At 65.7% G+C, this 22133-nt stretch carries 19 protein-coding genes and 1 tRNA gene; 9 read left to right on the top strand and 11 right to left on the bottom strand.

Annotation, left to right across the window (positions count from 1 at the left end):
- Position 1: 1 nt before the first annotated feature.
- Positions 2 to 376 (bottom strand): rhodanese-like domain-containing protein, encoded by a 375-nt coding sequence (locus tag SK1NUM_RS04100; protein ID WP_212325704.1) that lies wholly within the window; start codon positions 374 to 376, stop codon positions 2 to 4.
- Between the two features lie 155 nt (positions 377 to 531).
- Here SK1NUM_RS04100 and SK1NUM_RS04095 point away from each other — a divergent pair, with 155 nt between their 5' ends.
- Together SK1NUM_RS04095 and SK1NUM_RS04090 are read left to right on the top strand one after the other, a co-directional pair.
- Entirely contained in the window at positions 532 to 1371 is an 840-nt protein-coding gene (locus tag SK1NUM_RS04095; RefSeq protein ID WP_212325695.1) for an ABC transporter ATP-binding protein, read from the top strand.
- A 9-nt stretch (positions 1372 to 1380) separates the two neighbouring features.
- Positions 1381 to 2790, top strand: coding sequence for an ABC transporter permease (locus SK1NUM_RS04090; protein WP_212325694.1), 1410 nt, complete (start codon positions 1381 to 1383; stop codon positions 2788 to 2790).
- A gap of 5 nt (positions 2791 to 2795) precedes the next feature.
- Here SK1NUM_RS04090 and bluB read toward each other — a convergent pair whose 3' ends face one another.
- Positions 2796 to 3428, bottom strand: a complete 633-nt coding sequence (gene bluB / locus SK1NUM_RS04085) for a 5,6-dimethylbenzimidazole synthase (RefSeq protein WP_212325692.1) — start codon at positions 3426 to 3428, stop codon at positions 2796 to 2798.
- Between the two features lie 333 nt (positions 3429 to 3761).
- On the opposite strand from bluB, the gene SK1NUM_RS04080 reads away from it, so the two are divergent.
- From SK1NUM_RS04080 to SK1NUM_RS04070, 3 genes are all read left to right on the top strand, one after another.
- Positions 3762 to 4805: a type IV toxin-antitoxin system AbiEi family antitoxin domain-containing protein gene (locus tag SK1NUM_RS04080; RefSeq protein WP_212325690.1), complete on the top strand. Its 1044-nt coding sequence runs from the start codon at positions 3762 to 3764 to the stop codon at positions 4803 to 4805.
- The gene (locus tag SK1NUM_RS04075; protein WP_212325688.1) at positions 4802 to 5707 is read left to right on the top strand and encodes a nucleotidyl transferase AbiEii/AbiGii toxin family protein; all 906 of its coding nucleotides are present in this window, start codon (positions 4802 to 4804) and stop codon (positions 5705 to 5707) included. Before SK1NUM_RS04080 ends, SK1NUM_RS04075 begins: the two co-directional genes overlap by 4 nt.
- Positions 5708 to 5898: 191 nt before the next feature.
- Positions 5899 to 6777, top strand: a complete 879-nt coding sequence (locus tag SK1NUM_RS04070) for an aminoglycoside phosphotransferase family protein (protein WP_223927794.1) — start codon at positions 5899 to 5901, stop codon at positions 6775 to 6777.
- A gap of 293 nt (positions 6778 to 7070) precedes the next feature.
- Here SK1NUM_RS04070 and SK1NUM_RS04065 read toward each other — a convergent pair whose 3' ends face one another.
- The 3 genes from SK1NUM_RS04065 to SK1NUM_RS04055 all read right to left on the bottom strand — a co-directional run bounded on the left by SK1NUM_RS04065 (position 7071) and on the right by SK1NUM_RS04055 (position 11190).
- Positions 7071 to 8858 (bottom strand): AMP-dependent synthetase/ligase, encoded by a 1788-nt coding sequence (locus SK1NUM_RS04065; RefSeq protein WP_223927792.1) that lies wholly within the window; start codon positions 8856 to 8858, stop codon positions 7071 to 7073.
- Between the two features lie 164 nt (positions 8859 to 9022).
- Positions 9023 to 10225 carry an ATP-binding protein gene (locus SK1NUM_RS04060; protein WP_212325677.1) on the bottom strand — a complete coding sequence of 401 codons (1203 nt, stop codon included), beginning with the start codon at positions 10223 to 10225 and terminating at the stop codon, positions 9023 to 9025.
- Positions 10226 to 10371: 146 nt separating this feature from the next.
- Positions 10372 to 11190, bottom strand: coding sequence for a MerR family transcriptional regulator (locus SK1NUM_RS04055; RefSeq protein ID WP_212325670.1), 819 nt, complete (start codon positions 11188 to 11190; stop codon positions 10372 to 10374).
- 124 nt (positions 11191 to 11314) lie between these two features.
- Between SK1NUM_RS04055 and SK1NUM_RS04050 the strand changes: the two genes are divergently transcribed.
- Positions 11315 to 12679 (top strand): glycoside-pentoside-hexuronide (GPH):cation symporter, encoded by a 1365-nt coding sequence (locus SK1NUM_RS04050; RefSeq protein ID WP_212325668.1) that lies wholly within the window; start codon positions 11315 to 11317, stop codon positions 12677 to 12679.
- 76 nt (positions 12680 to 12755) lie between these two features.
- On the opposite strand, the gene SK1NUM_RS04045 is transcribed toward SK1NUM_RS04050, so the two are convergent.
- Positions 12756 to 12837, bottom strand: a tRNA-Tyr gene (locus tag SK1NUM_RS04045).
- Positions 12838 to 12948: 111 nt separating this feature from the next.
- Here SK1NUM_RS04045 and SK1NUM_RS04040 point away from each other — a divergent pair.
- Positions 12949 to 13440, top strand: coding sequence for a YajQ family cyclic di-GMP-binding protein (locus tag SK1NUM_RS04040; RefSeq protein ID WP_212325666.1), 492 nt, complete (start codon positions 12949 to 12951; stop codon positions 13438 to 13440).
- 939 nt (positions 13441 to 14379) lie between these two features.
- On the opposite strand, the gene SK1NUM_RS04035 is transcribed toward SK1NUM_RS04040, so the two are convergent.
- Together SK1NUM_RS04035 and deoC are read right to left on the bottom strand one after the other, a co-directional pair.
- Positions 14380 to 15597: a winged helix-turn-helix domain-containing protein gene (locus SK1NUM_RS04035; protein WP_212325664.1), complete on the bottom strand. Its 1218-nt coding sequence runs from the start codon at positions 15595 to 15597 to the stop codon at positions 14380 to 14382.
- 655 nt (positions 15598 to 16252) lie between these two features.
- Entirely contained in the window at positions 16253 to 17002 is a 750-nt protein-coding gene (gene deoC, locus SK1NUM_RS04030) for a deoxyribose-phosphate aldolase (RefSeq protein WP_212325662.1), read from the bottom strand.
- A gap of 368 nt (positions 17003 to 17370) precedes the next feature.
- Here deoC and SK1NUM_RS04025 point away from each other — a divergent pair, with 368 nt between their 5' ends.
- Complete coding sequence (locus SK1NUM_RS04025) at positions 17371 to 18102, top strand: GntR family transcriptional regulator (RefSeq protein WP_212325660.1); 732 nt, start codon at positions 17371 to 17373, stop codon at positions 18100 to 18102.
- Positions 18103 to 18109: 7 nt separating this feature from the next.
- Here SK1NUM_RS04025 and SK1NUM_RS04020 read toward each other — a convergent pair whose 3' ends face one another.
- Together SK1NUM_RS04020 and SK1NUM_RS04015 are read right to left on the bottom strand one after the other, a co-directional pair.
- Entirely contained in the window at positions 18110 to 18730 is a 621-nt protein-coding gene (locus SK1NUM_RS04020; RefSeq protein ID WP_212325658.1) for a class I SAM-dependent methyltransferase, read from the bottom strand.
- 9 nt (positions 18731 to 18739) lie between these two features.
- Positions 18740 to 19633, bottom strand: a complete 894-nt coding sequence (locus tag SK1NUM_RS04015; RefSeq protein WP_212325656.1) for a DUF808 domain-containing protein — start codon at positions 19631 to 19633, stop codon at positions 18740 to 18742.
- Between the two features lie 99 nt (positions 19634 to 19732).
- On the opposite strand from SK1NUM_RS04015, the gene SK1NUM_RS04010 reads away from it, so the two are divergent.
- Positions 19733 to 20641, top strand: a complete 909-nt coding sequence (locus SK1NUM_RS04010; RefSeq protein ID WP_212327478.1) for an exodeoxyribonuclease III — start codon at positions 19733 to 19735, stop codon at positions 20639 to 20641.
- Here SK1NUM_RS04010 and mptB read toward each other — a convergent pair.
- A complete protein-coding gene (mptB, locus tag SK1NUM_RS04005; protein ID WP_212325654.1) occupies positions 20617 to 22107 on the bottom strand; it encodes a polyprenol phosphomannose-dependent alpha 1,6 mannosyltransferase MptB in 1491 nt (496 codons plus the stop codon). The genes SK1NUM_RS04010 and mptB overlap by 25 nt on opposite strands.
- Positions 22108 to 22133 lie beyond the last annotated feature (26 nt).

Here is a 22133-nt window from a genome sequence, read left to right as displayed (position 1 = left end):
CTCATCGGCGGCGGTAGGGGCCGGGGATGATCGGATTCCCGTCGCGGCCCCAGGCGATCAGCCCGCCCGCGACGGATTCAGCTAGGACGCCCTGGTCCCGTAACTGCGCCGCGGCCACGGAGCTGCGCAGCCCGTTGTCGCAGATGACGACGATGGCGGCGTCACGCTCGGCCAGGGGATCGTCGCCGTGGATGGCATCGAGTGGGTCTTCGCGCAGGTCCTTCGGGTCGACGGGCCGGGCACCGGGCGCGTGACCGGCTTCGTATTCGGCTTTGGAACGCACGTCTATCAGGACAGCGCCCTTGCTGAGCGCCATCACAGTGTCCTCAATGCTCAGCCCTGGGGAGCGCTTGCTCAGGAAGTCGAACAGACCCATGGGTCAATGATTCCACGGGGCACCTGAGCTGCCGCGTAGCCATGCCGCACCGCCTGGTCCTGGCTTGCGAGATCTCCCCATGTCGGGATAGCCCCACCCCGGTTTGGCCAGGTGGCGGGATGGGGACGGAATGCCAGGGCCGGAAGGCTGAAGCCATGAGCATTCACAACCCCGCAGAACCTGTACGTCTCCCCCGCCGGGTCCAAGGCAATCCCGCCAGCACCGGCTCCCCGGACCCGCGTTCCGGCCAGGCGGCAGCCCCTGATGCCGCGATCACCATCCGGCAGCTCACCCGCATCTACGACGTGCCCGGGCGCGACGACGCCCAGGTACTGGCTCTGGACCATGTGGACGCCGACTTCCCCCAGGGCAGCTTCACCGCAATCGTCGGGGCGTCCGGCTCAGGCAAGTCGACGATGCTGCACTGCATGGCGGGCCTCGACCAGCCGACCGGCGGCCAGGTGTCGGTCCTCGGGACCGTCACCTCGGACCTGAAGCCCGCCGCCCGTGCCCGGTTCCGCGCCAGCAACGTCGGTTTCGTCTTCCAGGAGTACAACCTCATCGCGTCTCTGACGGCCGCCGAGAACGTGTCCATGCCCTCGAGGCTCGCCGGGAAACCGCTGCCCACGCACCAGATCCAGGAGGCGCTCGAGGCCGTCGGGCTCGGGCACCGCGCTGGCCTCAAACCCCATCAGCTCTCCGGGGGCGAGCGCCAGCGGGTGGCGATCGCCCGGGTGATGGCCAGCCAGCCGAAGATCGTCTTCGCCGACGAGCCCACCGGAGCCCTTGACATCGACGCCACCCGCATCGTCCTGGACTGGCTGCGGCAGCTCACCCAGCAGGGGACGACGGTGGTGATGGTCACCCACGACGTCGAGGCGGCAGCTATCGCAGACAATGTCGCGGTGATGGGCCAGGGCCGGCTCGCGGCATGGTCGACCAGTCACGATCCCCGGCAGATCGCCGATCTCGTCCACGCAGCCCGCATCGCCTGAGGAGGAAACATGTCAACACTGGTCTGGAAAGAACTACGCCACCACGCCCGCCAATGGCTGTGGTCGCTGCTGGTGGCCACCGTCGGCGGCACCGTCATCAGCCTCATCATCACCACCTGGTGGAGCGCCTCCCAGTGGGCGGGTGCCCAGCCCGAAAACGCATTCCTGATTTTGGCCGCGCACCTGATCGGCAGCAATCTGGTCACCTATGTGGGGCTGGCCACAACCGTCGTGATCTCCACGACACTGGCCCTCACCGTCGCCGCACAGCAGCGCTCGCACGCGCTGTGGAAAGTGATCGGCATCCCAGGACCACGGATCCGCTCTATCATCCTGCGGCAGGTGAGCGTGGTCGGCGTGACCGGAGGCCTGATCGGAGGGTTGCTCGCCCTGCCCGCCACCCGCCTGTACCTGACGACCTGGCGGGAGATGAGGATGTTTCCTGAGGAGCTGCCGCTGAGCATGCCGGCCTTTGGCGTCCCCCTCACGGTGCTGATCACCACGCTCTTCTGCCTGCTCGGCGGGCTGGGAGCGGCACGCCGGGCCGCATCCACCCCCGAGATGCAGGCGCTGCGGGAGGCGGGTACCCCCACGAGCCGCACCAGGCTCTGGCAGTGGATCGTCGCCGGGGTGCTGCTGATAGGAGTGGTGGTGATTCCCATCATGCTCATCATCGCCCACGTCAACCCCAGTGTTCTCCTGGAGAACACCGCACCTGGTACTCCGACGATGACTATGGAAGAGCTCCAGTCACCCGGCTTCCGGATCACCATGGGGGGAGCAGTCGGCATGATCGCCGCCATGGCGGCCCTGTGCCTGCCGAACCTGACCCTCCGTCCGCTGCTGATGGCCTGGACGAGGCTGATCCCCGGCCGCAGCCCCGCATGGTTCGCGGCCCGCGCCAATGCCTGGCACCGGTCAACGATGAGCATGACCACGATCACCCCGTTCGCCATCGCCGTCGCCATGACGGGCACCGTCTACTCCATCGTCGGTGCCGGCCAGGCCAATGGCGCGACGGGCAGTGTGAACGGCTTCCTGCCGCTCGCGGTGCCGATCTTCATCATCTCCGGGGTCGGCGGGGTGGCGAACATCGCCATGGTGGGGCGTGCCCGCCGCCAGGAGGGGGCGCTGCTCGGCGTGATCGGCGCCAGGTCGGGTACCATCCTTAGCTCCACGGTGCTGGAGGGCGCGATCTACGCTGTCACCGGCATTCTCTTCGGCCTGATCATGACGCTGATCACCGCCGTGGCCATGACAGCGATCTCGGGCCAGCCCTCGACCTTCCTGGCCTCGATCCCCTTGGCGGGCCTGCTGCCGGTGGTGGGCGCGTCGCTGGTGCTGGCCATCGCCACCACCTGGCTACCGGCCCAGCTCGACCGTCGTCCCCTGATGGAGAACCTCCGCCAACCGGTCTGAGAGGCTCACCAGCGTTCCTGATGCACGACCTCATCGAGGGCTATCCGGTGATTCCAGCCGAAGCGGATCAGGTCCGGGACCTCCTGGAGCTTCGTCACCCGCCCGACGCACAGCCAGCCGACTGGGCGCACGTGTTCGGGCAGCCCCAGGAGGTCGCTCAGGAACGGCTCCTGGTAGAACGACACCCACCCAACCCCCAGGTCGAGGGCGGTGGCCATCAGCCACAGGTTCTGGATGGCGCAGACCACCGAGAAGACGCCCGTGGCGCTGATGGTGTGGCGGCCGAGCACGTTCGGGCCGAAGCGCGTCGCATCGTAGGTGGCGACGATCCCCAGACCGGATTCGCGGATTCCCTCGATCTTGATGGGGTTGAACTTCTCCCGCTGCTCATCGTCGAGGGAGTCTGCGTAGTCTTGCCGGCACTGCGCGACGTGGTCGGCGAAGGCGCCCAGGGTGGCGGGGTCGCGGACGACGACGAAGTCCCAGGGCTGGCTGTTGCCCACGCTCGGGGCGGCGTGGGCCGCGTTCAGGAGGTCGGCGAGTTCCTCCTCGCCCAGGGGGTCGCCGGTGAACTCGGCGCGCACGTCGCGGCGGCGTTTGATGATCGTCTTGAGAGCTTCCTTGCAGGCCTGATCCATGCGGAAGACCTTAGCGACGCCTTTCCCACGGCCTCGGGGAGGGCGATCAAACCATCTCCTGCGTGGTCGTCCTGGCACCTCGGCCGGGGCGCTGACGCCGCTCCGGCGCCTCGTACATGCCGTCGGCGACGCACCTTGAGGATGGGCCGAGGGGACCGTGGTCCGCCGAGGAGAAGCGGGAAACGCATCGGGCAGCGAGCCGCTGTGGGTGAGGAGCCGCGGCTGATGATCAGAAGGGCTTCGACCGGTCCAGTTCCTTCGCGGATCGCTCCCGGCCATCCCCTGATGCAGATTTCGCTTGGAAACTAACAACTGAAAAGTTAGTATTCAAGAATGAAGTCACGTGTGGCGCTGCAGCAGCTGGCGGAGGTGACCGAATCCCAGTGGGGCATGGTCACAACCGCCCAGGCCCGCGTGCAAGGCATCGACCACATGACCCTCAAGCGGCTCAACGATGACGGCTACCTGATCCGGCTCATCCACGGCGTCTACCGCAGCGCCGGTGCCCCGAGTGCGGAGCACGAGGAACTCCGGGCAGCGTGGCTCGCGGCCGAACCCCGCAGGCTCGCTCTCGAACGCCTACGAGACGACCGCCCGGGGATCGTCGTCTCCGGGGAATCCGCTGCCCGGCTCCACGGCATTGGAGACCTCCGGGCCGCTCGGAGCGAGTTCACCTCGCCGACACGTCGACAGAGCCAGCGACTCGATGTCCGGTACCGCACCCGAGACCTTCCCCGTGAGGACGTCACCGTCCGGGACGGCCTGCCCGCGACCACACGGGAACGCACCATCGCCGACCTAGTCGAGGATCGGCAGGACCTCAGCACCGTCGCAGACGCGCTCCGGGACGCCACCCGGCAGTCCGCCCTGGACACCGAACGCCTCACCGAGCTCCTGGCTCCCCTGGCGCGCCGCAACGGCTGTGCGGCGGGTGACGGCGCGGCGCTGCTGGAAAAGCTCTCCCGGTCGGCGGGAATCGACGAGGACAGCTGGGCCAGACGCATCGCAGAAAACGGACCTCTCATGGCAAAGATCCTCAGCCAGTGCGTTACTCATCTTACCCAGATACAAATCACCCACCTTCCCCAGATGCAAGCTGCTGTCAAGAAGTTTTCGATCGCAGTCGACAATCTCCTTGATACATCGAAGTTCCAAAAAGTCTTCACCCCAGCAAACCAAGAATTTCTCACGGCAGTGAGCCAAGTGCTCGAGAACTCACTTAAGACCTGGAAAACCAGAGTCCCCACCCCTGAAACCGCTGAGCTGCTCGCGAACACGATTCACAATCAGCTGGTTCACCTGATGGCAAGCGCATCACATCCCACTCCCCCGCTACTGGAGTCCGACATGCCACACGACCGCGAGGATCCTAGATGACAGACCCCTACCGGACGCCGGCGGCGGTTGAGTCGGCAATACGATCGGCCGCTCAGAAAGCAGCCCGGAACGACAAGTCCCTCAGCGTCCAGGAGCGCATCCGACTGGAGTACTTTCACCGTTTTCTGTGCCGGATCTTCTCAGAGACGCCAACCGACGCATGGCTTCTCAAAGGCGGAACGGCCCTGCTGGCCAGGGTCGCATCGGCGCGAGCAACCAGTGATGTCGACTTGTTCAATCGGCGCCACTCGCTGGCCGCCGCCCTGACCGAGCTTCGGCGCCTTGCGGCCCTTGACCTGGGAGATTTCTTCCGCTTCGAGTATGTCAGCCACACAGATTCACTCGGCGGTAAGCAGCAAGCCTACACCGAAGGCATCCGCGTGAGCTTCGACGTCTACCTCGGCGTCAACAAAAAGGGCCGGTTGAATGTCGATCTCGTTGTCAAAGCCGTTGTGACAGACACCCCGGAGACCATCATCCCGTCGAATGTCCTGGCACTCCCCAAACTCTCGCAGTGCGAGTATCGCCTGTACCCTTTGGTCGACCAGATGGCGGACAAGGTGTGTGCGACACTTTCCCTTTACAACGGTCATCCTTCGACACGCGTGAAGGACCTCGTGGACCTTGTTGTCCTCACACTCACACAGACCATCGATGGCGGCAGCCTCGATGTGGCCATCACCCGAGAAGCAGCTTCCCGAGGGTTGCCGCTCCCGGAGACCTTCACGGTACCTCCGGACTGGGATGCCTTCTACAGAAGGCTTGCCTCCCCCATCCCGGACTGCAAGGACTACCTCACCGTCTCCTTGGCCGCGAGCCTCATCAATGCGCTGTTGGAACCGGTGCTGGCCAGGAAGACCAAGGGCCTACGGTGGGATCCCGGGATTCGCGCATGGGTTTGAGCCGGCCTGGAAGCAGAACACGAGGATCTGCACGGCGTGGCTCGCAGCCGAGCCCCTCCCGCTGCTTGAGGTAGTGAGTACGGGGGGATTTGGGGATACCTTGACTCAATGCAAGTGAGTGATGGCACTGCCTTCAACCGCACCCGAATGCGAGAATCAAATTGATTCAAATCTCAACTGACTTTTCTGCCATGATCCTCGGCAGAGAGGGAGATGCCGCCCGAGACTGGTTGGAGGCGTTGCCATATACGGTGGGAGACTTGCTCGACAGGTGGCACCTTCGCCAGGAGGGACCACCGATGTACGGGATGTGCGCCGTGGTTCTGCCTGTTCATTGCGAGGACGGGAAACGCGGTGCTCTGAAAGTGAGTTGGCTCGACGACGAGACCCGGCTCGAGTCCGTTGCATTACGTACGTGGGGCGGTCATGGGGCAGTCTCGGTGCTGCGCACCGACGAGATGGTCGGCACCATGCTGCTGGAGCGACTGGATGAGCGGCGGGTCCTTCTGGATGTCCCGATTCAAGAAGCGCTTGACACTGCCGCCTACCTCCTTCGCGAACTGCGCATTCCTGCGCCCGCTGGGCTTCGCCGTGTCGGTGACATCGCTGCCCGGTGGGCCACGGAGTTCCTTGAGGAGTGGCGGCGGCTCGGCGAACCGTGCCCCGAGGAACTCGTCTCCTCTGCCGTCGATGTGTGCGCAGAGCTGGCCGTCCTGCCTTCGGAGTCATCGCTGCTGCACGGTGATTTTCATTACGCCAACATCCTTGGTCGTGGCAAAGACGCGTGGGCCGCCATTGATCCGAAACCGTTGAAAGGTGATCCCGCGTACGAGGTGGTTCCGTTGTTGCGCAACCGCTGGAGTGAAGTCCGGGGTGGTGACGAAACGAACGACACGGTGCGGCAACGGGTGGAACGGTTCGCCAGAATGGCTGAGCTGGAGCCAATAACCGTGTGCTGGTGGTGTCTCGTGCGCAGTGTGGATGACGCGATGTGGTTTCAAGAACATGGCTACGAGTCCCGAGCGGAGATTTCCTGGGACATCGCCGGGTCGATGTTCATGGATCTGTGAGTCTTGTTCACGAGTCATGGGGCGCCGCGAACTCATTCGAGGCGAACCCGAGGACAGCTGTTCATGAAACCCGTGAAGGTCCTCGTGGACCTTGTCGTCCTCGCACTCACACAGACCACCGATGGCGGCAGGTGGTTTCGACTCGGACCGCTTCCTTCGTCGCGGTCCGGCTCAACCAGCTTCATGGGGGTGATCGGAACGTTCCCGGCATTCGTGATCGCTTCGGCGGACTCAACCTGTTTCATGAGGGGTGATCTCCAGCTCATCCGGCGAGAATCTGTCCGATTGATGGCTCAGTTGGAGCGCCGACGCCGTTCCAGTGCCTCGTACATACCGTCGATGAGTTCCTTGAACCGCTCCTCCACCTGACGGCGGCGCACCTTCAGCGTGGGAGTGAGCAAGCCGTTGTCCATGGTGAGATCACCGTCCATCATCTCTGTGGCCCGGGGCTTCTCCTGGCTGGGCAGCTTGTCGGTCAGAGCGGCAACCCGGCGGCGCAGCTCCTCAGCTAGCTCGTTCGACTTCAACCAGTCGGCAACCTCCCCCGGCCACTGCATCACCCTGCCCAGCTCCTCCACGTGCGGCAGCGACGGTTTGACCAGCAGCGTCACACAAGGCCGGTTGTCGCCGAGCAGGACGGCGTGCTCGAACAGCGGGTCGGCGAGGATGAGGCCCTCGATGGGCTGCGGCGCGACGTTCTTGCCGCCGAGGGTGACGATGATGTCCTTGATGCGGTCGGTGATGACGAGGAACCCGTCGACGTCGACGTATCCGGCGTCCCCGGTGTGCAGCCAGCCGTCGGAGTCGATGGCGGCGGCTGTGGCCTCCTCGTTGTTCCAGTACCCGGCCATCACGTTGGGGCCGCGGAACAGCACCTCACCGTGCTCGCCGATGTGCAGCTGCCCGTCCTTGAGGACCCGCCCTGCCGTGCCAATCTTGAACCCACCCGGCGAGTTGAAGGTCACCAGCGGCGAGGCCTCGGTCAGCCCGTAGCCGGTGTAAATGGGCATCCCAACCGCGGAGAAGAACTCCTCGATCTCCTTGCGCAACGGCGCCCCACCACAGGCCAGGACCGCCTTGTTGCCACCCAAGGCGACGCGGATCGAGGACAGGACGAGCCGGTCGGCCATGCCGAGCTGGGCGCGCCACAACCACGCCGGTCGCCTTCCCTTGCGGTAGGCCCGCTGGTTCCGGGCCCCCACCCGCAGCGCCCACGTGAAGATGCCACGTTTGATCCCCGAGGCCGCGACCTTCGCGTGAGCGGTCGCGAACACCTTCTCGTACAGCTTGGGGACGCTCACGAGCAGCGTCGGTTTCGCCTGCACCAGGGCATCGGCGACGGTGCGGGCGTCGGGAACGTAGGTGTTCATGCAGCCCTTGAGCAGCACGATGCTGGTCCAGGCCCGCTCCAGCGCGTGCGAGAGGGGTAGGAAACACAGCGAGTGCTCCTCCGGCCCGAAATGGAACATGTCCTCGATCGCTTCCTTCTGGGCGATCATCGCGGAGTGCCTGAGCATCACCCCCTTCGGGTCGCCGGTGGTACCGGAGGTGTAGATGATCGACGCCAGATCATCGGGGCCCGCCTCCGCGAGACGGGCCTCCAAGGCCCGGGCGTCGGGTTCGGCCCGGAAGTCGTCGTAGGTGATGACCCGTTCCGGCATGCCGTCCCAGGGTTCGAGAATCACCACGTGCTCCAGTTCGGGCAGGTCATCGGCGACCTCCAGGACGCGTTCGCACTCGCTGCGGCCGCCTGCGAACAGGATCCGCAGCCCGGAATCGGCAGCGATGTGCCGGATCTGTGCCGGGGTGGAGGTGGCGTAGATGGGCACCGGAATGGCCCTCACGGTGGCGGCGCCGAAGTCTATCTCCGACCACTCGGGGCAGTTGTTCGCGAACAAACCGATGCGGTCGCCCGGCCGGATTCCCCGGTTCAGCAGCCCCTGCGCCGCCTCGTCGATGCGCTCACCGAACTCGCGGAAGGTGTGGGTGCACCAGTCGTCGCCGACCCGGATCCGGGTGGCTGGACGGTCGGCGTGCTCGGCGATGGCCGCGCGCATCTGCACGGCGAGGTGCTGGATCATCGGTCCTCCTGGTCGGGAACCAAGGATAGAGGTTCATGGCGACGGCGAGTCCCTTAGGGCCTGCTGCGAAGAGCGTCGCCTGGGTGAGGACGCCCCGGACGGGACATCGGACCACCCGATCCGGTGCGCCGCAGCCGGGGCATGACTTCCGCACCAGGACCCAACTACGGGCACAGCCGGTGGAGCCCGCACGTGACCGTGCCATCGTCCAGGGTCAGGACCGGGCCCGTTCCGGTGACGATCAGACGGAACGATGGTTCCCCGTCGATCTGCTCCAGCGCGGAGGTTAGGGCCCTGTGCCCGTTCGCGATCCGAGCCCCGACCAGCTTGACCTCGACCGCACCCCAGCGGCCGTCGGGATGCACCACTACGGCGTCGATCTCATAGCCGTTGGAATCCCGGTAGTGCTGGACCCTTCCCCCGAAAGCAATCGCCAGCACCGTCAAGTCGTGGTGAACCGCACTCTCGAACAGGGCGCCTGCGGTGGCCGGGCCCTGTTGCAACGAGGACAGTGGCGCCTGGAGGGCAACCGCGGCCAGCGCGGGATCGGCCAGGTGCAGTTTCGGGGAGGTCCGGAGCCTGGCCCGTGAGCGTAGCTTCGGCGCCCAGGGTTGTTGCCGCTCAACGACGAAAATCCGGGCCAGCAGGTCCACGTAGCGGCTGACGGTTGTGGCCGACAGGTCCGGTGCGATCGGCGCGAGATCCCGGGCCAAGGTCTGGAAGGAGACGGCGGAGGCGCTGCTCGCGGCGATGGCGGTGAGCAACGCCTCGACCACCGCGGGTGAGTTCCGGATCCCCCCGAGCCTCAACAGATCGGTGCGGATGACCTCATCCAAATACCCACGCAGGAGCAGGGCCGCGTCCTCGGGCGGGGCCTCACGCCACGCCGGAAAACCAGGGCGCAGAAGCCGACCGAGAACCTCCTCGAAGGTCAGCGCTTCCGGTTCCCCCGCCGGTCGCTCACCTTCGAAGAGCCCCGACAAAGAGACCGCACCGAATCCGGGGTCGTGTTCCCACCAGGAGAGGGTTCGCATCCGCTGACGCATGAAACGTCCGGCTCCCGTGTGCCGGGTGTGATCGTCCGCCGGGGTCGCAGATCCGGTGAGAATGAACTGCCCGGGGGTGGATTCCCGGTCGACGGCGCGCCGCACCTGGTCCCAGACCTCGGGAATGATCTGCCATTCGTCCAGCAGGCGGGGACGGGCACCGATGAGAAGCTGCCCTGGGGCGAGGTCGTTGAGCGCCCGCGCTGCGGGATCGTCCATGAGCACCGACGATCCCGCAGCTTCCAGGGCAGTTCGGGTCTTCCCGCAGGCGCGCACGCCCTCCAGCATCACCGCTCCGGAGATCCTGAGCGCGCGTCTCATCGCGCCGTCCATCACGCGTGGAAGATACGCCCCGGTCACCGTCCACCTCCCTGGCCTTGATTCCGCAGACATTCTAGGCACCGGTTTGCAGACACTCTAGGCATCAGTTTGCAGACATCGTGGAGGTGGATGTGCAGAATCCGTTCTCAGTCGACCGGGACGCAGACCTCGGTGAGGTACTGCGCCGGATCCTGGACCTGTACCGGGCCAACGATGTAGCGGTTGTACATGGGACCGGCGATCTTCAGCCCGGAGCGGGTGATGTACTCGGCCAGTTCCTCATTGACGGAACCGAACTGGTCGTAACCGCCGCGGAAGGCGGCCACCGCGACCCGCTGTTCCGGCAGCTCCCGGATCACGAGCGGTTCGGATGCGACGGTGCCGGGGGCGACGGGTTCCCAGATCTCGATGTCGATGTCGGAATCGCGGTACTCGGGGTCGTGGAAGATGGCTCCACAGGGCTCGCCGGTGTACGTGAGGCCCTGCGTCTGGAACGCCTCCATGAATTTCGCCCACACCGTGTTTTCGTCGGTGTAGGCGTCGATCTTCGTGCGCAGGGCAGCAACGAGCTGCGCGGGATGGGTGGTGACGGTGATGTCGGCCATGGTGGCCCTCCTCGTGGTGTGGGAGATGAGTCGGTCGATCTCGGCGATGCGGTGGCGGACCGCCTCGGCATCGGCGACGAGTTGATCGCGCTGCACGGCGAGCGCGCGACCCAGCGCCTCGGGGTCGTCGCGTTGCGGGAGCAGGGCGGCTATGGCGGAGACGGAGAACCCGACGTCGCGCAGCTGACGGATCAGCGTCGCATCACGCACCTGCGAGGATGCGTAGAACCGGTGACCGGTGAAGTCGTCGGTGGTGGCAGGGCTCAGGACGCCGTTGGCGTCGTAGTAGCGCAGCATCCGCACCGACAGCCGGGTGAGGGTGGAGAACTCCCCGATGCGGATCAGTCTCGTCTCGGTCATGACACCATCGTGGGACCTGACACGGTGTCAGGGTCAAACCCCCTTGAAAATCAGGGGAAATATCCGGTTCGCATCGTCCACGCGTCCCATGCACCGCCCGTGATGACCTGCCACACTGAACCTCATGAATCTGGGTCCCTGGCGCAATCGGCTGAGTTTTGGGCTGGGTACCCTCGGCCGTGACATGTCGGCCGCGCTGGTCAGCATGTACCTGATGTACTACCTCACCGAGGTGCTGCACATCCCCGCCTCGGCGACAGCGGCGGTCACGGTGATCATCGTCGTGATGCGCATCTTCGACGCCCTCAACGATCCGGTCATGGGGGTGATCGTCGACAACACCCGCTCCCGTTTCGGGAAGTTCAAGCCGTGGATCGCGCTGGGAGCAGGACTATGGGCGGCCGCAACCCTGGGGATCTTCGTCGACACCGGTCTGACGGGCTGGGCGTTCCTGGCGTGGTTCACCGTCGTCTACCTGTTGTGGTCGGTGGCGTACACCATCAACGACATCTCCTTCTGGGGCATGCTTCCCGCGCTCTCGCAGGACCAGCAGGAGCGGGAACGCATCGGGGTGATCGCCCGGATCTGCGCGAACATCGGCCTGTTCGCGGTCGTGGTCGCCGTGGTCCCCGTGACGAAGGCCCTGGGAGCTGCCTTGGGCAGCGAGCAGCTGGGGTGGCTGGTGTTCGCAGCCTTGCTGGTGGCGTTGAAGCTGCTCTTCCAGTCGCTGACGTTGCTGTTCACCAAGCAGCAGGTGGCGACCTCGGCTGCGCACACCCCGTTCCGAGAGCTGGTCCAGGTCATTGGGAAAAACGACCAGCTGCTGTGGGCGGCGGGTGCGATGCTCTGTTTCATGAGCGGCTACGCGACCGTCACGAGCCTGGGCATCTACTACTTCAAATACGTCTACCGGGACGAGGGCGCCTACTCGGTCTTCGCCGCGATCCTCGCGGTAGCCCAGCTGGCGGGGCTGGCAGTCTTCCCCCTGGTGCGCCGCTACCTGAAGCGTCTCCAGATCCACAGCCTCGCAACGGCCCTTTGCCTGGCGGGACTGGTGGTGTTCTGGTTCGCCGGGTCGTCGCTGCCGGTGGTGGGGGTGGCGGGAGTCCTGCTGTTCACGGGACAGGCGTTCATCCAGCTGCTCATGCTGATGTTCATTGCGGACTGCGTGGAGTATGGACAGTGGAAGCTGGGACGCCGCAATGAGTCGGTGACGCTGGCGGTGCAGCCATTCATCTACAAGGCGTCGAACGCCATCGGCAGTGGTTTCGTCGGGCTGGCGCTGCTGGTCTCTGGAATCAGCGGGGCGAGGCAGGTCGACGATGTCACGGCCGACGGCGTCGCCGCGTTCAAGCTGGTGATGCTGGTCGTTCCGATGGTGTTGATCGTGGCCAGCTGGGTGATTCTGCGCTCCGGGTACCGGCTTGACGAGAAACGCTACGGCGAGATCGTGGCCGAGCTTGAGCAGCGAGGGGCCACGGCGGCCTGAGGATGCCCGCCCGTGGGCCAGGCCGGTGGAGTCCCTGAAGAAAGATAAAGCTCTGGGTCCATCCGACCCAGAGCAGTGGCAGGTGTTGGATTTGAACCAACGTAGGCAATGCCGACGGTTTTACAGACCGCTCCCTTTGGCCGCTCGGGCAACCTGCCATACTGGCTGACCAGCGTCGGAAAGAGTATCAGTGCCAGGCGGTCGCGTCCAACCCGGAGGACTAGGAAACCTGCTGGCACAATGGGTGACCCATCATCTGAGGAGGAAACATGGCAGCAGACAGCTCTTTCGACGTCGTCAGCAAAGTTGACCGGCAGGAGGTCGACAACGCGCTGAACCAGGCGGCCAAGGAGGTGTCGCAGCGCTTCGACTTCAAGGGAACCGACTCCTCGATCCGCTGGTCCGGGGAGGCCATCGAGATCGAGTCGAGCGGTGAGGAACGCGCAAAGGCAGTGCTCGATGTGTTCCAGTCGAAGCTGATCAAGCGTGGGGTGTCGCTGAAGGCCCTCGACGCAGGCGAGCCACGCATCTCCGGGAAGATGTGGAAGATCACCTGCACCACCAAGCAGGGCATCAAACAGGAGGACGCGAAGAAGATCTCCAAGCTGGTGCGCGACGAGGGCCCGAAGGGCGTGAAGGTGCAGATCCAGGGCGACGAGCTGCGCGTCAGCTCGAAGTCACGTGACCACCTCCAGGAGGTCCAGCGCCTAATTAAGGAGGCGGACTACGACTTCGCCGTCCAGTTCGTGAACTACCGCTAACCCCGGCCCGCTCTCTGCCTGGAACTCACGTCTTCCCCGCACGAAACATCGGTCCCGTGTGCGGAACGCTGCTTGCGGCCAATGCTGCAGAATGGTTCAGCGGAGTCGGCCCCTTCCCGTGCGCAGAGCACCGAGCCGGGTCAGCTCGCCAGAGAGTGCGAGCTATAGGTCTTCCCCACGTGCGTGGAACGCGACCCACTCGGTTCATCTCCCCGTCATGATGAACAGGTCCTTCCCCACGAAACGCCGAACCGGGTCCATGACGTCCTGAGACCATAGCTGACCCTTTCCCTGCGCACGCCGTCGGGCATCGGAGTGTTTTTGTCACCCAGACCCCACCCTTTACCTGTGCACGAAACCTCCCTGTGCACGAAACGCCGTCGAACGACGCGATGACGTCGCCCCGGCACGTCTCCAGCGCACCAGGCGGCGTTTCGTGCTCGCGCAGAACGTCACGGAACGCAAACCGTCATCCCGGACACAAACCGCCATCCTGGGGAAGCCTTACCCAAGACCTGAGAAGCCACTGCCGCCCACAGTCCGGCACTTCGTCGTGCACGAAACGCCGGGAAATGTCGCAGCCACGCGGCCCAGGTTCTGCCCCGACGCACCAGACGGCGTTTCGTGCACAGTGGAGCGGTAGTGAGTGATGACGAGATATAGACGGGCGACGGGCGGTAGACGAGAGGTAGCGGGAGCAGTCGGGCTGACAGAAACCACCGGGCGACGGAGCCACTAAGAACAGCTGAAACCACCAGAGACGCCGAAACCACCACAGGCTGTGGGACCATCAAGACCAACGGGACCCTAGCGAGACTTGCAGTTCGGCGCGACTCTAACAAGACCACAGATAAGAGCCGCACATCAGGAGCAGCGGGACCTTAGCAGGACTCACAGTTCAGCACGACTCGCAACAAAACCACAGAGAAAGGCCACGTATCAGGAGCGGCGGGGCGTCAGGGGGACGTGCAGTTCAGCAGCCAGCAGCGGCGCCAGGTCTCCCCAGTCCTGGACCTCAACACCGCCCAGGCTCTGCCAGTGAGCAGCTGTGCGCAGCAGCTCCGCGACCCGGGGAGCCGCGTCGCGTGGGGCATGTGCCTCTGACCACGCCGACTGGACGCGGAGCACTCCCCGCCTGCGGTCATTCTTGAGGTCGACGCGGGCTGCGAGGCGATCCCCCAGCAGCACCGGCAAGCAGTAGTAGCCAAACTGACGTTTGTGGGCGGGGGTATAGATCTCGATGCGGTAGTGAAAGCCCTGCCGTTCTGCACGCGGTCGGTGCCACACCACCGGGTCGAAGGGCGTCAGCAGGGTATCCCGGCACACTCGGGCAGGCACCGCTGCGTGACGATGCAGCCATGCGGGAAGTGGCCTGCCCCGCGACTCCCAGCCCTCAACGGACACCGGCACCAGCTCCCCCGCCGCCACAAGTTCCGCGATGGCCGCCCGCACCTCCGCCGGGCGGAGCCGGAAATAGTCGGCCAGGTCGTCGACAGTGGCGACCCCAAGCGCGACGGCGGCGCGCCGGACCAGCTCCACCCGGGCCTCGTCCCCAGGCATCCCGTCCCCGCAAGAGGCAGGCAGCACCTGCTCCGGCAGCGCGTAGCGCCGTTCGAAACCGATGCGGCCCGCCGTCGCCACCTCCCCGAACAGGAACTGATATTCCAGCAGGCGTTTCACCTTCGACTGCCCCCACCAGGGGCCGGTGCGGCGGTTGTGCTCGTGTTCGATGTCACTGGCACGAAGTGGCCCGCGCTCTGCAAGCTGGCTCAGCAACCAGGTCCGGAGCCCGGGATTGTCGCGATAGACCCCACTGCCCCCGTAGCGGGCCCGCATCTGGGCGCGACGGAACTCGAAAAGCGCGTAATCCTCAATGGGCACGAGAGCGGCCTCGTGCGCCCAGCACTCCGTCAGCACCGGGTCGTCCCCGGTCAGGGAGTCGAGCCTGGCCTTGTCATAGGACCCAAGACGGGAGAAGACCGGCAGGTAGTGGCTGCGCTCGAAGACATTCACCGAGTCCAGCTGGAGGAGGCGCAGGCGCCGGATGATCCGCTCGATACTCCCCCGGGACGGCGGTCCGGCCGGGCGCCGGCCCGTGAAACCCTGAGCTGCCAGAGCCGCTCGTCGCGCCTCAGCAGAACTCAGGACATCGGTCACGCCGCTATTCTCCCACTGCTCTCCCACAGCCCAGGCAGAGCCTAGCGTCGCGTGTCGGAGGTTCGTGGGAGGGTTCAGGGCGGATGCTGAGCCAAGGCAACCGAGCAAAACGCTATCGGGGGCAGCGTGAGGGAGACGAACGAAGCGAAGCACCACATCCGGGAGAAGAGAAGCACCGGCGAAAGACACACGACGCTAGAACCCGCTCACCCGCCTCATGCTCCCGCCGCACGCTGCCCATAGCCGGCGCGGGGACGGGTACCCTCAACCGTCTGTTTATTCTTCCGCCGCACGCGGGCCACGCACCTTGCCGGTGATCTGAATCTCGTCACCCTGTCCTCCCGCCCGCGGGCCGTGCCCGGCGTAGGAACGGGGCGACGCCAGTTGAGGTCGTTGGACAGTCTTTGAGGGTCGTCCCCAGCACAGGGCAGGCAGCCCCAGCCACCCGTCTGCGTTCCCCGCGCGGCCGTCCGAAGATTTTCCTGGCAGAGCAATGACAAGGAAGGCTGTTCTCACCCGTCCCCCTCAGGCAGGCGAGTGGCTACAACGGCCGGCTGCCGTTCTCCCGCCGCGCACAGGGCTGTCCGCTGCGCTGCCAGGACCAAGCGGAGACGCTGCCATTCTCTCGCCCCGCACGGATGCCTCTGAGCAGGTCTCAGTAGCCGCCTTTTCCGCTCTGCCCTGGCTGGGCCTCGGCCAGCCCCAGCACGACGGGGGTGGAACGGTAGCCAATGCCCATGCGATCGATGCCCGCATCGATCAGGCGCAGGAAGTGCTCCCGGTCCCGGATCGATCCCGACCCCTTGACCTGGCAGCGGCCGGCCGCGCACTCCATCATCAGGGCGGCCATGTCATCGAAGGCCCCAGTGACCTCGTGCTGACTGGTGCCGGTGTAGAAGCCCGTGGAGGTCTTGATGAAGTCGCACCCCGCAGCGATGGCAGCCTCAGCGGCGGCCCTGATCTGGTCGCGCGTAAGGGCGTCGGTCTCGAAGATCACCTTCACCAGCACGCCCGCCTCATGGCAGGGTTCGATGACAGCCCTCAGATCCTCCTCGACGCGCTGCAGCTCGCCGCCCCTGATCCAGCCGTAGTTGGCGATGATGTCCAGCTCCTGTATACCTGCTTCAAGGGCGACGCGGGTCTGAGCGACCTTCGACGCGGTGCTTGAACAGCCGAACGGGAAGTCGACCACGACGCACATCCCTGTTCCCGTCCCGGCGCACAGGGGTGCTGCGATCTCGACGGAGGCGGGGTTGATGCAGACGGTCTTGCAGCCGTACCCGATGCCATGTTCGACCTCACGGCGGATCTCACTGGGGGTGAACTCGGGTTTCAGCACCGAGTGATCGATATAGGAGGCGAGTTCGGCGGTCGTCATCTGCGCTGCCGGTATGGATGGTTTCATGCTTGCTCCTTGAAAGGTCATGCCCTGCTGGGCGGCTCACTGACTGTGATTCTCGAGCGATGACCGGCAGCCCGGAGGCCATCTGCCGGAGGATCCGGACGTCTCATCAGCCCGACACTGAAAACGTAACATGTATAGAGTGGAATAGCAACAGGTCAAATCTTCACACGGCATGTTCTGCGCAAAACCCGCCGCGAAAACTCGCTGCACAAGACCACACCCTCCCGCCCAACCAACCGGGACCTTAAACCTGTATATACTTTCAATGCTTGGCTGGGGATCAGGCTGATCCGCGGAGGCAACTCCCGGTTCCTGGACCCTGTAGCCTGCCGACAGAGACCGGACCGGCGAGGAGATCTGACACAGGTATGGCCAGAGCCACATCGGACAAGCGTGAGAAGCGCAAGCAGCGCTATCAGGAGATCAGCGACTGGCTGACAGCCCAGTGCGCCACGCTACCCCCGGGCAGTGCGGTCCCCTCCGAGGCGCAGCTCGCCGAGCAGTTCAAGGTCAGCCGCATGACCGCCAGGCACGCGCTGGAAACCGTCCGGGCGGCCGGCAGGATAGAGCGGCGCAAGGGGGTGGGCAGTTTCGTCGCCCAGGCCGCCCTGCACCGCACTGAGTCAGTGCTGCGTTCCTTCAGCGACGAGATCCGGCGCCGGGACGGCGAGCCAAGCTCCATCATCATCGAGCAGGGACTCGTCGTGCTCCCCAGCCAGGCGCTCCTGATGGGCTTGGACCCGCACGACCCAATGGTGAGAATCGACCGGGTCAGATGCTCCGACGCGGTCCCGGTGGCCCGGGAGATCACCTACCTTCCCGGACGGCTCCGGGCGGTCCTGAAGAGGGATTTCGCAACGGCCTCTCTCCACCAGGCCCTCCGCGAACTGGGCACCACCCCAGCCCGGGCAACGGGTTATGTAACCGCCCGCCTCGCAAGCCCCGAGGAGGGTGAGCTGCTGCGTCAGGAGCTCCCGGCAGCACTGCTCGTGGAGTCGCGGACGGTGTCCGACACTGATGGCAAGGTGATCGAGAGCACCGAGACCGCCTACGTCGGCACCAGATGGGCGATGGACACGGCTGCCGCGGTCAGCCGCTGACCTACCATCACGCCTGGGCGAGAGCCAGGAACAACGGGAAGTCCTGGCGTTCGCCGTCGACCTCCTTGCCGACCACCCCGGCGTCGTGGAACACGACTCCGCGGTAGCCTGCCGCCTCCAGCCAGCCGCGAAGCTCGTCGCGGCGGAAACCGTGATAGCCGTGGAAGTCGGTGGCCTTCGCGTGGTAGCCCCCCACTGCGTCGTGGTCGAGGTCAGCGATCGCGACCATGCCGCCGGGAACCATCACCTGGTGCAGGCGGGCCAGCAGCGCCGGGACATCGTCCATGTGGTGCAGGGACATCTGTGCCAGCGCCAGGTCATAGGGGCCGCCGGGCACGTCTGTGGCGAGGTCGGTGACGGCGGTGGCCCAGTCGCCGAGGCCAGCCGTCTCGAGGGCACGATTGGCGACGGCGATCATCGCGGGCGAGGCATCGAGCAGGGTGACGGGTCCGAGTTCCGCGGCCAGGCAGCGCGACAGCATGCCCGTTCCGGCTCCGAGCTCGACGGTCACCGGATGTCCTGTCAGGGGCACGTTCGCGCGGATCACGTCCGCGACCCGCCGTACCCGCGCCAACCTCGCCGGGTCATCGTCCCAGGTGGCGGCACGTGCCTCAAAGTCCTCAGCCATGACCAGAGCCTACTCGGCGGCGGATGCCGCAGGCCGTCTCGGGATCAGGTGCAGCACCGCGACGATCAGGCCCCCGACCACGACCGCCACCGCTGCTGAGCAGGCGGTCTCGACCAGCCATTCCAGCACCTGGCCGGCCACTGGAACCGAGGCTACTGCGTGCGCCAGCGCGTGGACCACGGCGAGGGGCATGCCCCAGCCAAGGGTGGCGGCCCCGTCCAGCAGGATATGACCGCCGACCCATAGCATGGCGGCAATCCCCACCACTGAGAGCGCCGACAGCAGTTTCGGCATGGCTGTCACCAGCGCGCCGCCAAGGACCTGCCCGGCTCCGCTCCCCTCCTTCAGTTTCAGGCCGACGTCGTCCATCTTCACGATCAGCGCCACCACCCCGTAGACCAGCGCCGTGATCAGGACCCCGACCAGGGCCAGGGAGATCGCGCGGTACCAGAATCCCTCCCCGGCCAGGGAGTTCAGCGAGATCACCATGATCTCCGCGGACAGGATGAAGTCGGTGGTGACGGCGCCACGCACGAGGATGTCCTCGTCGCCGCGGGCCGCCGCGGGCTCCTGTTCGTGATGCCCTGAAACGGCCTCCCAGATCTTCTCAGCACCCTCGAAGCACAGGTAGAGGCCGCCGATCATCAGGACCGGGGTGAGCACCCAGGGTATGAACTGGCTGAGCGCGAGCGCCACCACCAGGATGATGGCCTTGTTTCGCAGCGATCCCTTCGCGATCCGCCAGATGATCGGCAGCTCCCGGGCGGGGCTCAGTCCTGTGACGTACCGGGGCGTCACCGCGGCGTCGTCGATGACGACCGCCATCGCCTTGGTGCTGGTGACGCTGGTCAGTTTCGCGATCATGGCCACGTCATCCAGCAGTGCAGCCAAGCCTCCGGCCATGGGTCTCCTCCAACGCTTCGGGTCGCACACGAAGGTAGCACCCCAGACAATCACCGCTCTCGGCAGGCAACTCCACTAGCATGCGACGCCATGAGCACCCTGCGCCTGATCTCCCACAATGTCAACGGCATCCGCGCCGCGCTGCGCCGTGGCCTGCATGATCTCTGGGAGCGAGAACAGGCTGATGTCATCTGCCTGCAGGAGGTGCGCTGCCAGGTCAAGGACCTGCCAGACGGCGCTTTCACGGACCATCACGTCGCCTGGTCCGTCGGCAAGCTGGCGGGCCGCAATGGCGTGGCGATCCTGACCCGCAGGGCCCCGGAGCGGATCGCCACCCTCGACGGCGGAGCGGTCATCATCGCGCCCGGCGGGAACCCTGCTGACTTCGAGGCGGAACGGGTGGGAAACCGCGACCTGGCACCTTTCGCCGGCGAGGGCCGCTACGTGGAGGTCGACTTGGCCGATGCGCCCATCCGCGTCGCCTCCCTCTACCTTCCGAAGGGCGCCGTACCGAAACACCACGCACGCAGGCCCGAGGAGGCGGACACGCCGAAGTACGAGCGGAAGATGAGGTTCATGGCAGGCCTGGCGCGTTACCTGACCCAGGCTCGCAGGTCGGCGGCACAGGCGGGGCGTGAATACGTGATCACCGGGGATTTCAACATCGCCAACACCGAGCTCGATCTGAAGAACTGGCGCGCCAACCAGCGCACCGACGGCTTCCTTCCCGAGGAACGCGAGTGGTTCACTGCCCAGCTCAGTCCCCGGACGCTGGTGGACGTCATCCGATCCGCGTATCCGGGCCAGGACGGCCCCTACTCGTGGTGGTCATGGCGCGGGCAGGCGTTCGCCAACGATTCCGGATGGCGGATCGACTACCACCTGGCCACGCCGAAACTGGCAAAGGCCGCGGTCCGGGCGGAGTCACTGCGCGAGGCCGACTACGACTCCCGGGTCAGCGACCACTGCCCCGTTGCCGTCGATTACGACTCGGCCAGGCTTTCCTGAGGGGCCTTGGCCTCCCAGTTCTGGGTGAGCTCATGGGCCTTGACCGACTCCCAGATGGCCCAGAGCAGCAGCAGCGCGAGCAGCCAGGTGCCGTTCCGGACGGCGAAGACCATGGCCTCGTAACCGAGCAGCACCGCGGTGATGATGATCGCGATCCTCAGCCGGCGGTTGCTGGGCCGGGTCATGGGGAACAGCACCCCGCCCCACAGCAGGTACCAGGAGTGGAGGGCCGGGAAGCAGAAGGCGACCAGCAGGAGCCCCCAGCAGACGAAATGAAGGGGGTGTCTCCCGATGTGCCTGATCGCCAGCACCACGATGCCGATCAGGCAGACCAGCAGGCCCAGGAGACGCGTTACCGTTACGGCCGTATCGCCTCCCTGGTCGATGCCGGAAAGGTTCAGGAGATACTCGATGCCCTGCCCGATCAGGGTGAACGGTGACGGCGTGGTCACCCTGCCAGGGACGTCGACGGCATTGATCCAGCCGAATCCAAGCCCCGTGACGATGCTCAACAGGACGAACACGGCCACGGAGATGGCCAGCGACGCGATGGCACGGCCGGCGGCGATCGCCAGGGGGCGGAGCCGCCAGGACGTCCACGCGTGGGTGATGAACGGCAGGACGACCGCTACGAAGAGCGCCGGCTGCTTGATGGACGCGCCGACCCCGACCACGACCGCTCCCCACCACCAGGTGCGCCACCTGGCCGTGACCCAGATTCCCAGCAGGGCCAGGCCCATCATGAGGGCGTCGTTGTGGGCGCCTCCGACGAAGTCGATGATGAGGATGGGATTGGCCAGGACGAACCAGCTGGCGGCAGCCGGGTTGATGCCGAACCTTCCCGCGATGCGTGGGATGCACCAGCCGATCATCCCCACCCCGATCAGCGCCGGGACCCTCATGATCACCGTCGACCAATAGGGGTCGAAGCCCACGAGGACGATCAGGCAGTGGCTTATCTGGAGCGCCAGGGCCGCGTAGGGCGCGGGGGTGTCGCGCCACACCCACGCCACCTGGTCGGCGAACTGCCCCGGCAGTATCCCCGGCCCCACCAGGTAGGGATTGAGGTCGTTGTGCAGCAGCCAGCCATGCGCCGCATAGGAATAGGCGTCGTGGCTGAAGATCGGTGGGGCGGCCAGCATGGGCGCGGCGACGATCGCCAGTACCGCCCAGTGGCGCAGCTGCGGCTGCCCCCGGGACTCCCGCCGCGCTGGGCGTACCCGGAGCCAGAACTCGAGCAGCAGCGCCAGTCCCACCATCGTGAAGATGGTGCCGATCCACCGCCACTCGACACCTGCCAGCCCCAGCGAGGCCATCGCACGGGTCAGCGGCGAGACCTGGGGCAGGTAGGCGGGGGTCAGCGACCCCAGGACCAGCAGCACCGATCCCAGGAAACCGAACCGGACCGCGCGGGCATCGAAGGCATCCCGAAGCGCCTTCACCGCTTCTGCCAGGACATCTTTCACAGCTGCTCCCGATCGCGAGCGGCAGC

This window comes from Arachnia rubra (assembly GCF_019973735.1).
GTDB lineage: Bacteria > Actinomycetota > Actinomycetes > Propionibacteriales > Propionibacteriaceae > Arachnia > Arachnia rubra.
The sequence above is the reverse complement of the archived record's forward strand: the minus strand, read 5'-3'. Positions and strand labels throughout refer to the sequence as shown.

Bases quoted from the DNA above. Each gene is read 5' to 3' on its own strand.
- SK1NUM_RS04100 (WP_212325704.1), bottom strand. From the start codon at position 376: ATGGGTCTGTTCGACTTCCTGAGCAAGCGCTCCCCAGGGCTGAGCATT.
- SK1NUM_RS04095 (WP_212325695.1), top strand. From the start codon at position 532: ATGAGCATTCACAACCCCGCAGAACCTGTACGTCTCCCCCGCCGGGTC.
- SK1NUM_RS04090 (WP_212325694.1), top strand. From the start codon at position 1,381: ATGTCAACACTGGTCTGGAAAGAACTACGCCACCACGCCCGCCAATGG.
- bluB (WP_212325692.1), bottom strand. From the start codon at position 3,428: ATGGATCAGGCCTGCAAGGAAGCTCTCAAGACGATCATCAAACGCCGC.
- SK1NUM_RS04080 (WP_212325690.1), top strand. From the start codon at position 3,762: ATGAAGTCACGTGTGGCGCTGCAGCAGCTGGCGGAGGTGACCGAATCC.
- SK1NUM_RS04075 (WP_212325688.1), top strand. From the start codon at position 4,802: ATGACAGACCCCTACCGGACGCCGGCGGCGGTTGAGTCGGCAATACGA.
- SK1NUM_RS04070 (WP_223927794.1), top strand. From the start codon at position 5,899: ATGATCCTCGGCAGAGAGGGAGATGCCGCCCGAGACTGGTTGGAGGCG.
- SK1NUM_RS04065 (WP_223927792.1), bottom strand. From the start codon at position 8,858: ATGATCCAGCACCTCGCCGTGCAGATGCGCGCGGCCATCGCCGAGCAC.
- SK1NUM_RS04060 (WP_212325677.1), bottom strand. From the start codon at position 10,225: ATGAGACGCGCGCTCAGGATCTCCGGAGCGGTGATGCTGGAGGGCGTG.
- SK1NUM_RS04055 (WP_212325670.1), bottom strand. From the start codon at position 11,190: ATGACCGAGACGAGACTGATCCGCATCGGGGAGTTCTCCACCCTCACC.
- SK1NUM_RS04050 (WP_212325668.1), top strand. From the start codon at position 11,315: ATGAATCTGGGTCCCTGGCGCAATCGGCTGAGTTTTGGGCTGGGTACC.
- SK1NUM_RS04040 (WP_212325666.1), top strand. From the start codon at position 12,949: ATGGCAGCAGACAGCTCTTTCGACGTCGTCAGCAAAGTTGACCGGCAG.
- deoC (WP_212325662.1), bottom strand. From the start codon at position 17,002: ATGAAACCATCCATACCGGCAGCGCAGATGACGACCGCCGAACTCGCC.
- SK1NUM_RS04025 (WP_212325660.1), top strand. From the start codon at position 17,371: ATGGCCAGAGCCACATCGGACAAGCGTGAGAAGCGCAAGCAGCGCTAT.
- SK1NUM_RS04020 (WP_212325658.1), bottom strand. From the start codon at position 18,730: ATGGCTGAGGACTTTGAGGCACGTGCCGCCACCTGGGACGATGACCCG.
- SK1NUM_RS04015 (WP_212325656.1), bottom strand. From the start codon at position 19,633: ATGGCCGGAGGCTTGGCTGCACTGCTGGATGACGTGGCCATGATCGCG.